Genomic DNA, 9617 nt, shown 5'->3' on the forward strand with positions numbered 1-9617 from the left:
GCCACAGGGGAGCGTGCTACACCTAGCCTTCGAACTCCGCCTGCAACATCGCCAAAAACGCCTCTCTGGCAGGATGCCGGCCGGCGTTTTCATGCCAGTAAAAAAGGTTATCGATGCCCGTCAGCTCGGGAAACTCATACCCTGTCCAACCAGCGCCCTGGCGATATTGCTCATAGATCCCCCGGGGCACCAGCGAGACGCCGGCACCGGCGCTGACACAACCAACAATGGCGCCATAACTGGCGATGCTGATGATCGGTTGCACTTGGTCATGACGCAGCAGCCACTGTTCCAGCGCCAAGCGGTACGGACAGCCCGTGGGCCACATGAAGATTGCCTTGCCTTGCAAATCGGCGGCGCTGCGCAGCGGGCCGTGGGACTCGGAGGCGATGAGCACCAGGTCTTCGCGGTACATCACGGCTCGCTTGAGTCCAGGCCGTTCGATGTCCACCGCTACGATCACGCCATCAAGCCGGTGATGTTGGATATCGTCCAGCAGCTGCGCCCAGGTGCCGGTGCTCAGTTCCAGTGACACTTGCGGATACTGCGCGTGGTATTTGGCGAGCAACTGCGGCAGGCGCCCGGTGGCGCTGGACTCGATGGCGCCTATGCGCAGTGGGCCGCTCGGTGCGCGGGTGGGGGCGACTGCGCGGCGGGCCTCTTCTGTCAGGCTCAGTATTTTTGTCGCGTACTCCAGAAACACTTCGCCCGCTGGGCTGACCCGCAGCCCGCGACCTTCGCGGAAAAACAGCGGCGTGCCGAGTTCCCGTTCCAGGGACTTGAGGCGCGCGGTGATGTTGGACGGCACGCAGTGCAGCACTTCGGCGGCGCGGGCGATGCTGCCGGTGTCGCAGACCGTCTTGAGCATGCGCAGTTGGGACAGTTCCATAGCTCACCAGAAGTGAATGATTGGCTGAGTTTAAGTCACTTGTGCTGAGGTGGGGTGGTTTCGATACTTCGAGGCAAATCGGCCAGTGAGCAGGAACTCTAGATGGAAACGCGTTTTGCGCTGGTTGAAGGTTCCTCCGGCAAAACCGGTGTGAAGGTTATCCTGGCGACGCTGTTGGTGATCGTTTGCTGGGCCTATTCACCGATTGGTATTCGCATTGGCTTGCAGGCTTATGAGCCGGGTCAATTGGCGTTGGTGCGGTTTCTCATCGCGTCAGTGTTCATGGCCCTCGTTGCGATAGTGAAGGGTATTTCCTGGCCGCGTCTCAGGGATTTGCCGTTGCTGGCGGTGTTGGGTTTTTTTGCCGTCAGCCTGCATCACATCGCCCTCAATTACGGTCAGCGGGGCGTCAGCGCCGGGGCGGCCAGTGTGCTGGCCCAGTCCACGCCGTTGTTCAGCACGCTGCTGGCGCATTTTGTCTTCAAGGACAGGGTCAGTGGTTGGCAGTGGGGGTGTGTGCTGTGCGGCTTGCTTGGCGCTGGCGTGGTGGTCGCGGGGGATCGTGGCCTGGGTGACATGGACGCCCATGGGCTCTTGATCCTGTTGGCGGCGCTGTCCTGGAGTTTGTATTTCGCTTTGCAGAAGCGCCATGCCCATCGTTATGACGGTTTGACCGTGGTTTGCTACACCGTTTGGTCGGGCACGATTCTGTTGTGCATCTTTGCGCCGGGGATGTTGAGTGCGGCGCGACAGGCTTCGGCTTCGGTGAATCTGGCGGTGTTGGTTCTGGGTATTTTTCCCAGCGCGTTGGCGTACCTTGCTTGGGCTTACGTGCTGGCGCACAGCAACGTGAGCCGCGCTTCCATGGCGCTTTACCTGATACCGCCCACGGCGATGTTGATGGCTTCTTTGGTGCTGGCTGAGCGCCCGTCAACGATGGTTATTGTGGGGGCGGTGATTGTGTTGGTGAGCGTGCTGGCGTTGAGGCTTGAGCCGGGGAGTGGGGCAAAAGTCGGTTGATTCTGTTGTGGGTGTCGGCAATGACGTTGGATGTTGTCGCCACACGGAGTGCCATGGAACACCGTCCTACAGACAGGCGATCGCTTTGGGATAAATCACAGAAGTCTCTGACAACTTTTTAGGGTTGGCCTTCGGAAGTACCAGCCTTACGATCTGGATTGTCTCAGTGCTCAGCGTGGCATCTGGCGCGCTCAGCTTGGTTTTATATCGTGAGGACAGATCGATGCCTGGAGCCCCATACGCCAAGGCCTTGGAACACGCCGCCAATGTTTTCGGCAGCCAGCGGTTGGCTGAAGACTGGTTGAGGAAGCCCTGTACGTACCTGGACGGTCAGGTGCCATTGGAGCTGATCGATAATGCGCAGGGTTTCAAGTTAGTAGAGGATTACCTGACCCGGGTTGAGCTTGGGGTTTATCAATGAATCCTGTGTTCTGCTACGCGGTTTTTTGGGGCTGCTGCGCAGCCCAGCGGGGATAAATCCCCTCGCCACAGGTTGCGTTATGCCTACAACTTTGAACGATCGTTCCTCACGCTCCGCGTGGGAATGTCGCCAGGGACGCTCCGCGTTCCGCTTCTGGAGGGTGACGCAGAGCGTCACGGGATGCATGCCCACGCGGGAGCGTGGGAACGATCGTCCGAACGAGCGGGTGCATTATTTCTTGACCGGATAATCCTGCCCCCACACCCGTACCGTGCTGACCGCTTCGTTCATGCCTTCAAAAACAAACTTCTGCCGCACGGCAGTCTTCGGCGGAATGGTGACTTCATCCGGGTTGTCCAGGCCGGTGAGGCGGTTGGAGTAGCCCGCCTGGTCGATGGCCAGCAGCACGCCGGTCTGGCCGAGGTTGACCACGCGCAGTTGGGTGTCGGTGCTGTTCTTGAAGCCGAGGGTGATGCTGACGTTGTCGTCGCTGGGCTCGAGCTTCAGCACTTCAACGGCGATGCGGTCTTTCATTTGCTCGCTGGAGGAAATGATCGCGGCGCCATCGGTGCCTTGGGCCGATTCGCGGCCATCGAGCACGCCTTCACTGACGCCGCCGAGCAGGTTCTTGCCGGCGGTAATGAACGTTGAGACGGCTGCTTTGGTTGAGTCCTTGATGAGGCTGCCGTCGGTTGGCTCGCCTTCGGCGAAGCACAGCGAGCTGAGCAAAAGGCTGGAGACGAAGAGGGTGGAGCGTGACGGCAGAAGGTTCATACCTGAGTCCTTGAGGGGCTGCGACATCGCCCGTCAACAGGGCGAGCGGCAATGATAGCCGTGATCATGGGCCGCTAGCGATCTGCTTCCTTGAGTTTTTCCGACATCTTCACCAGCGTTGCCAACGAGTCCGCATTCATCTTGCGCATCAACGACCCGCGGCGCACTTTCACGGTCACCTCGCTCAAGCCCAGTTGGCCGGCCACCTGCTTGTTCAGCAGCCCTGACACGACCAGTTCCATCACCTCGCGTTCGCCGTCAGTCAGGGTGTCATGCCGGCGTTTCAACGCGTCCATGCTCGCTGCGGCCTTGCGCCGTTCCTGATCGCGGTTCAGGCCCTGGGTGATGGCATCGAGCAAGTCCTGTTCGCGAAATGGCTTGGTCAGGAACTCCAGCGCGCCGGCCTTCATGGCTTTGACGGACATGGGGATGTCGCCATGGGCGGTGATGAACACCACCGGGACCAGGATGTTCAAGCGCGCCATTTCCTGCTGGAAGTCCAGCCCACTCAAGCCCGGCATGCGCACATCCAGAATCAGGCACGCCGGCACGTCCGGCCGTTGGGCGTCGATGAACTCACGGGCCGAGCCGAATGCCATGCTTGCCAGGCCCACGGAGGTCAGCAGGTCTTGCAGTGAGGCACGCACCGAGTGGTCGTCGTCGACGATGTAGACCATCGAATCGGCCAGGTCATGAACGTCAGTTTGGCTCATCGGATTCCCTTGTAACGGCTGGCAGGGTGAAGTGAAACGTTGAGCCGGACTGTGGATTACTGGCGACCCAGATCCGCCCGTCATGAGCCTCGATGATCGAGCGGCTGATGGCCAACCCCATCCCCATGCCGTCCTGCTTGGTGCTGTAGAAGGCGTCGAACACCCGTTCCCGGTCGCTTGCCGACAAGCCATTGCCCTGGTCGGACACCGAAAAGAGCAGTTGCTGGGGCGACTCAAGCGTCACCTGAAACTGCAGAATCCGCTGGTCGACGTCAACCTGGCGCATGGCGTCGAGCGCGTTCATCGCCAGGTTCAGGAGCACTTGTTGGATTTGTACTTCATCTGCCAGCATCGGCGGCAGGCCTTCCTGGACCTGTACGCGCAAGGTGATGTTCTGCTCGTTCAGTTCACCGGCCAACAATCGCAGCGCGGCATGGACCGTGTCGGCGACGTTCAGCCATTGCTTCGTCGGCGCTTGATGCCGGGCCATGCCGCGCAACCTTGCAATGATGTCGCTGGCCCGATGGGTGTCGGCGATGATCCGCTCTACCGCCTGCCGGGCCTTGGGCAGGTTGGGCGGCTCGGTGGCCATCCAGCGCAGGCTGGCACTGCCGCTGGCGGCAACGGCGGCCAGGGGCTGGTTGACTTCGTGGGCAATCGAGGCGGCGAGTTCGCCGAGCATGTTGATGCGGGCGATGTGCGCCAGGTGGGCGCGGGTCTGATGCACCGTGCGCACGGCGGCCGAGAGACGCAGCGCCAGGTACGTGGTGCCGGCGATGGCGGCGAGGCTGATCAGCACGTTGATCAGCCCGGCCTCTGTGTCGCCAAAACGAGTGAAGCGATAGCTGAGAATCGTCAGGACCATGCAGATGACCGAGACCCCGGCCACGGCGCGCGCTGGCAGGATTCTCACGGCGATCAGCACCACCACGATCTGGAAGACCCCGACCGCGATTTCCAGGTCGGTGACGGTATCGATCGCCGCGATGCCCAGGGCCAATCCCAGCAGGAGCAGTAGACGCAGGGTCAACGCCGTTCTTCTCATTGAATGTCCATCGCGCATTGCTCCAACGACCAGGCCTTATCCACGCAGTTTATACCGCAGCGTCTCAGGATGGATTGTCCAGGCTGAACTGATCGGCCACTTCGTCGTAGGCGAACAACTCGGCGTAGCGACCCCATTGCGTGACACAGTCCAGCGTAATGGCGGCGTCGTGCTCGGACATGAAATCTTCCAGTTGGTCGCGGAAACGCCTGGCCGGTGCGGTGCGGGTAGGGCGGTCGTCCAGCACCCGGCGCACATGCCCCACCAACGGGACATATTTGAGCAGGTGCTTGGCAAACAGTTGCTTGCGCTCATCCACCGCCGACTCGGCATAGCGCTGCCCGGCCGGCAGGAGGGTGATGTGGCCGTCCTGCAGGTCGGCCAGGCGCATGAGTTGCAGCACCTCGGCGACCGGCAAAAGGTCACTGGCGGTGTAGCGCAATGCACTGGCGAGTTCGCGCAAATCCGCTTGGCCGGCAAACGGCTGGTCCTGCACCGCTTCGATCAGCCCGGCCAGGGCATTGCTGGAGATCGACGGCAGGACCATGCCCACGCCGCTGCCGGCAAAGGTTTCCTGGCGTGGGGAGCCGGCATTCGCGCCGCCGGCCATCTGCACGTAAATGTGCTCGACCAGGGCTTGGAACGCCGGGTCGGCACGATTGCGCGGCTGGCTGAGGTCCACGCTGATCTCACTCATGACCCGCCCCGGGTTGGAGGAGAAAATCAGAATCCGGTCACACATCAGCACGGCTTCTTCGATGTTGTGGGTGACCATCAGGATCGACCGGATCGGCATGCGCCCCTCACGCCACAAATCCAGCAGGTCCGTGCGCAGCGTTTCGGCGGTCAGCACGTCCAATGCGGAGAATGGCTCGTCCATCAACAACACGTCCGGGTTGACCACCAACGCACGGGCCAGGCCGACGCGCTGGCGCATGCCGCCTGACAGCTCTTTGGGGAAGGCACTTTCGAAACCATCGAGGCCGATCATGTCGATGGCGGCCAGCGCTCGCCGACGCCGCTCAGGTGCCGCCACGCCGAGGGCCTCGAGGCCGACCTCGACGTTTTGCAGCACCGTCAGCCAGGGGAACAGGGCGAAGCTCTGGAACACCATGCGCACCGAGCTCGCCAGCCCTTGGGCATTGCTTGGAAAATCCACCACGCCGGAGGTGGGCGAAATCAGGCCGGCTATGGAGCGCAACAAGGTCGATTTGCCGGAGCCCGAGCGCCCGAGCAGGCCAACGATTTCACCCTCGTCCAGGCGCATGCAGACGTTGTCCAGAACCCGGCGCTCGGCGCCGCCAGCGGTGCCGTAGACGTGGCCGACTTGCTGCACATCCACGAGGCAGCGTTTGTCCATCACTTGCATTGGATCACCCCTCAATCAATTCGAAGCCGACGCTCGGCGAAACCGTACAGCGGGCGCCACAGCAACCGGTTGAAACCCGCCACGAAAATCGACATGACCACAACGCCCAGCGCCACTCGTTGCAGATCCCCGGCCGTGGTCGCCTGGGCGATGAAGGAGCCCAAGCCGGACGCGTACAAATGGTGGTCGCCCCAGGACACCGCCTCGGCGACGATGCTGGCGTTCCATGAGCCGCCCGCTGCCGTGAGGGCGCCGGTGACGTAGTAAGGGAAGACGCCCGGCAGCGCGACCTGGCGCCACCACTGCCAGCCGTGTATGTGGAAGCTGCGCGCCGCCTCGCGCAAATCGGTCGGCAGGGCGCTGGCGCCGGCAATCACGTTGAACAGGATGTACCACTGGGTGCCCAGGATCATCAGCGGCGAAAGCCAGACATCGGGGTTGAGTTTCAGGGCGACGATGGCGATCACCGCGAACGGAAACAGCACGTTGGCCGGGAAGGCTGCCAGTAACTGCGCGATGGGTTGCAGGCGCTCGGCCCAGCGCGGGTTCAAGCCGATCCAGACGCCGATGGGCACCCACACCACGCTGGCCAGCACGATGAGCACGCTGACGCGCACCAGGGTGATCAGGCCCAGGCCAAACGTACTGGCGACGTCCTCCCAACCTAACGTGCTGCCGATGAACCGCGACAACTGCAGGATGCCGGCGATGCAGGCAGCGGCGACCAGGGCGAGCCAGACCCGGTCGGCTGTGCGGCTGACGCGGGCACTGGTCTTGAAGCGGATGGACGGCAGCCGGGGGAGCTTCTCCAGGAATAACGAGGCCTTGATGCTGCCCAGCGCCAGCAACACCAAGGGCACCAGGCGGGTCGAGCGCAGCAGGTCGTAGACCCTGGACCGTGGACGCTTCTGGGAGGCGGTTTGCTCGAAGCGGAATTTGTCCGCCCAGGCGACGATAGGCCGGAAAAACAACAAGTCATAGGCAATGATCACCGCGACCATGGCCAGCACTGCCCAAGCAATCGCGGCGATGTTTTGCTGCTCGATTGCCAGCGCCAGCCATGAACCGATCCCCGGCAGGCTGACGGTGGTGTCGCCGACGGTGATGGCCTCGGAAGCGACCACGAAAAACCAGCCGCCGGACATCGACATCATCATGTTCCACACCAGGCCCGGCGTGGCGAAGGGCAACTCCAGCCTGATGAAGCGTTGCCATGGCGAAAACGCGAACTGTCGGCTGACCTCGTAAAGATCGTTGGGCACGGTTCTCAGCGATTGATAGAAACTGAAGGTCATGTTCCAGACTTGACTGGTGAAGATGGCGAAGATGGCCGCGCACTCCACGCCGGTTTCCTTGCCCGGGAAAAGTCCCATGAAGAACACAACGGTAAACGTAAGAAAGCCAAGGACTGGCACGGATTGGAGAATATCCAAGGCGGGCAGGATAACGATTGCAGCCTTGCGGCTTTTGGCGGCCAACGTGGCGACGACCAAGGAAAAAACAAACGAAGCGAACAAGGCGATGAACATGCGCAAAGTGGTGCGCAAGGTATATTCCGGCAGATGCACCAGATCAAGGGACAGCGGCGAAGAGTCAAGCACGCCGAGGGGCTGGTTCATTTGATCCAGGCCATGGAAGACAAAGGCAGCCAAGAGCACCAGGAGGCCCAGCAGCGCTATATCGGCCCGCCAGGAACTAGCAGGAAGTTGTTCCCGGTTTTTGAAGGGCGTCAATACAGGTGCAAGGAAAGAAGGGCGCATGGATCACCTCTATTTACTGTTCAAAGCCAGAGCTGCGACCACACTTGCGATCATTGGAAGTCATGAAGTTGAAGCGCACTTGAACGGGTGCGTTAAATGCCCGGCAAGATTAAGGGCTGCCTGGGCTGAAGACCACGCTGACTTGGGACATGAAAATATACTTTGGTATATCCGTTCCCCTTCGGTGAAAGAACTTCGCCATATTTTTCGCCTATTGAAAGTTGCGCGAGGGGGGCGGGAGGGCGTTCGTCTGATCCGTATTTTCCTGCGTCAGGTGCCTCTGTAATGAACCCGGCCCCCACCCCAGAATAACCACGCGGTTTGCCTATCGGACGGCCCGTGTACTGCAATTTTTTGGTCCAGGAGTGCTCATGGCGAAGATGGCGATTTTTTTAGGTGGGTTTTTGGCGCTGACTATTTTGATCGGCGTGCTGGCGACGATTTCGCCCGTGTAGGCAACGGCTGCTGGAAAGCCTGCGGAGAGCGATTTCATTGATCGTTCCCACGCTCTGCGTGGGAATGCCTCCACGGACGCTCCGCGTTCGGCTCTTGAAGGGACGCAGAGCATCCCAGGCTGCATTCCCACGCAGAGCGCGGGAACGATCATCGAGTTTTTTCCGACCATTCCCACATGCTCCGAGCCCTGTTCGTCTATCCGCAAATGGCTCCAAGCCGGCAACATAGTTGTTCCTCACGCCGCAAAGGAAGGCATCCCATGGGCCGGAGCCGCTACGTCATTACCGAACCCGAAAAACCCCACTTTCTCACCTGCACATTGATGGAGTGGTTGCCGCTGTTCATACGGCCCTATCTCGTTGATCACCTGCTTGGGTGCTGGCGCTATCAGCAAACCCATCAAAACTTGCAGTTGTTCGGTTATGTCGTTCTTGAAAACCATCTGCATTTCGTTGCCCAAGCGCCGAATCTGGGCAAGTGCTTGCGTCAGTTCAAATCCTTTACGGCGCGCCAGATCATCAACGACCTACAGAGCAAGGGCGCTGCGCGGGCATTGCAACGCCTGCGGTTCAGCAAGCGAGCACATAAGCAGGACAGGGTCTATCAGCTCTGGCAAGAAGGCTCACATGCGGAGCAAATCCATAGCGAAGCGGTCATGCGCCAGAAACTGGATTACATCCATTTCAACCCAGTGAAGCGTGGGTACGTGGAGTTACCGGAGCATTGGCGCTACTCCAGTGCACGCAATTATGCGGGGATGGAAGGGTTGATTGAGATTCAGCGATGGTATTGACCGCGGCGCTCACTGCCCTCCGCCAGAAGCGGAACGCGGAGCGTCCCTGGCGGCGTTCCCACGCGGAGCGTGAGGAACGATCATTCACCGCCCCGCCACCTGATCGTTCCCACGCTCTGCGTGGGCATGCATCCCGTGACGCTCTGCGTCACCTTCCAGAAGCGGAACGCAGAGCGTCCCTGGCGGCATTCCCACGCGGAGCGTGAGGAACGATCGTTCACCGCCACCGCAACCTGATCGCTCCCACGCTCTGCGTGGGCATGCATCCCGTGACGCTCTGCGTCACCTTCCAGAAGCGGAACGCAGAGCGTCCCTGGCGGCGTTCCCACGCGGAGCGTGAGGAACGATCGTTCACCGCCACCGCAACCTGATCGCTC

The 9617-nt window shown here is 60.9% G+C and carries 11 protein-coding genes; 4 read left to right on the forward strand and 7 right to left on the reverse strand.

Features of this window, described 5'->3' with window-relative positions:
- Positions 1-22: 22 nt before the first annotated feature.
- Positions 23-889, reverse strand: coding sequence for a LysR family transcriptional regulator (locus F7R20_RS17885; RefSeq protein ID WP_003203081.1), 867 nt, complete (start codon positions 887-889; stop codon positions 23-25).
- 102 nt (positions 890-991) lie between these two features.
- On the opposite strand from F7R20_RS17885, the gene F7R20_RS17890 reads away from it, so the two are divergent.
- On the forward strand, positions 992-1909 hold the full coding sequence (locus F7R20_RS17890; protein WP_003203080.1) for a DMT family transporter: 918 nt from the start codon (positions 992-994) through the stop codon (positions 1907-1909).
- Between the two features lie 223 nt (positions 1910-2132).
- Positions 2133-2330 (forward strand): MbcA/ParS/Xre antitoxin family protein, encoded by a 198-nt coding sequence (locus tag F7R20_RS17895; RefSeq protein ID WP_003203078.1) that lies wholly within the window; start codon positions 2133-2135, stop codon positions 2328-2330.
- Between the two features lie 231 nt (positions 2331-2561).
- Here the strand turns inward: F7R20_RS17895 and F7R20_RS17900 are convergent, their stop codons facing one another.
- The 5 genes from F7R20_RS17900 to F7R20_RS17920 all read right to left on the reverse strand — a co-directional run bounded on the left by F7R20_RS17900 (position 2562) and on the right by F7R20_RS17920 (position 7991).
- Positions 2562-3104 (reverse strand): hypothetical protein, encoded by a 543-nt coding sequence (locus F7R20_RS17900; protein WP_003203076.1) that lies wholly within the window; start codon positions 3102-3104, stop codon positions 2562-2564.
- A gap of 74 nt (positions 3105-3178) precedes the next feature.
- Positions 3179-3817, reverse strand: a complete 639-nt coding sequence (locus tag F7R20_RS17905; RefSeq protein WP_003203073.1) for a response regulator transcription factor — start codon at positions 3815-3817, stop codon at positions 3179-3181.
- Entirely contained in the window at positions 3804-4862 is a 1059-nt protein-coding gene (locus F7R20_RS17910; protein WP_003203069.1) for a sensor histidine kinase, read from the reverse strand. The genes F7R20_RS17905 and F7R20_RS17910 overlap by 14 nt, the downstream gene beginning before the upstream one ends.
- Positions 4863-4926: 64 nt before the next feature.
- Entirely contained in the window at positions 4927-6231 is a 1305-nt protein-coding gene (locus F7R20_RS17915) for an ABC transporter ATP-binding protein (protein WP_003203068.1), read from the reverse strand.
- 11 nt (positions 6232-6242) lie between these two features.
- A complete protein-coding gene (locus tag F7R20_RS17920; protein ID WP_003203066.1) occupies positions 6243-7991 on the reverse strand; it encodes an ABC transporter permease in 1749 nt (582 codons plus the stop codon).
- Here F7R20_RS17920 and F7R20_RS17925 point away from each other — a divergent pair.
- Positions 7990-8277: a hypothetical protein gene (locus F7R20_RS17925; RefSeq protein WP_013693628.1), complete on the forward strand. Its 288-nt coding sequence runs from the start codon at positions 7990-7992 to the stop codon at positions 8275-8277. The two genes, F7R20_RS17920 and F7R20_RS17925, sit on opposite strands and share 2 nt — an antisense overlap.
- 39 nt (positions 8278-8316) lie before the next feature.
- Here F7R20_RS17925 and F7R20_RS31675 read toward each other — a convergent pair whose 3' ends face one another.
- Positions 8317-8484 (reverse strand): hypothetical protein, encoded by a 168-nt coding sequence (locus F7R20_RS31675; protein WP_003203064.1) that lies wholly within the window; start codon positions 8482-8484, stop codon positions 8317-8319.
- Between the two features lie 222 nt (positions 8485-8706).
- Between F7R20_RS31675 and F7R20_RS17935 the strand changes: the two genes are divergently transcribed.
- On the forward strand, positions 8707-9240 hold the full coding sequence (locus F7R20_RS17935) for an REP-associated tyrosine transposase (RefSeq protein ID WP_003203062.1): 534 nt from the start codon (positions 8707-8709) through the stop codon (positions 9238-9240).
- The last annotated feature ends 377 nt before the right edge of the window (positions 9241-9617 follow it).

It is taken from the genome of Pseudomonas brassicacearum subsp. brassicacearum, from assembly GCF_008801605.1.
Lineage (GTDB): Bacteria > Pseudomonadota > Gammaproteobacteria > Pseudomonadales > Pseudomonadaceae > Aquipseudomonas > Aquipseudomonas brassicacearum.

Bases quoted from the DNA above. Each gene is read 5' to 3' on its own strand.
- F7R20_RS17895 (WP_003203078.1), top strand. From the start codon at position 2,133: ATGCCTGGAGCCCCATACGCCAAGGCCTTGGAACACGCCGCCAATGTT.
- F7R20_RS17900 (WP_003203076.1), bottom strand. From the start codon at position 3,104: ATGAACCTTCTGCCGTCACGCTCCACCCTCTTCGTCTCCAGCCTTTTG.
- F7R20_RS17915 (WP_003203068.1), bottom strand. From the start codon at position 6,231: ATGCAAGTGATGGACAAACGCTGCCTCGTGGATGTGCAGCAAGTCGGC.
- F7R20_RS17935 (WP_003203062.1), top strand. From the start codon at position 8,707: ATGGGCCGGAGCCGCTACGTCATTACCGAACCCGAAAAACCCCACTTT.
- F7R20_RS17890 (WP_003203080.1), top strand. From the start codon at position 992: ATGGAAACGCGTTTTGCGCTGGTTGAAGGTTCCTCCGGCAAAACCGGT.
- F7R20_RS17905 (WP_003203073.1), bottom strand. From the start codon at position 3,817: ATGAGCCAAACTGACGTTCATGACCTGGCCGATTCGATGGTCTACATC.
- F7R20_RS31675 (WP_003203064.1), bottom strand. From the start codon at position 8,484: ATGAAATCGCTCTCCGCAGGCTTTCCAGCAGCCGTTGCCTACACGGGC.
- F7R20_RS17885 (WP_003203081.1), bottom strand. From the start codon at position 889: ATGGAACTGTCCCAACTGCGCATGCTCAAGACGGTCTGCGACACCGGC.
- F7R20_RS17920 (WP_003203066.1), bottom strand. From the start codon at position 7,991: ATGCGCCCTTCTTTCCTTGCACCTGTATTGACGCCCTTCAAAAACCGG.
- F7R20_RS17925 (WP_013693628.1), top strand. From the start codon at position 7,990: ATGGATCACCTCTATTTACTGTTCAAAGCCAGAGCTGCGACCACACTT.
- F7R20_RS17910 (WP_003203069.1), bottom strand. From the start codon at position 4,862: ATGAGAAGAACGGCGTTGACCCTGCGTCTACTGCTCCTGCTGGGATTG.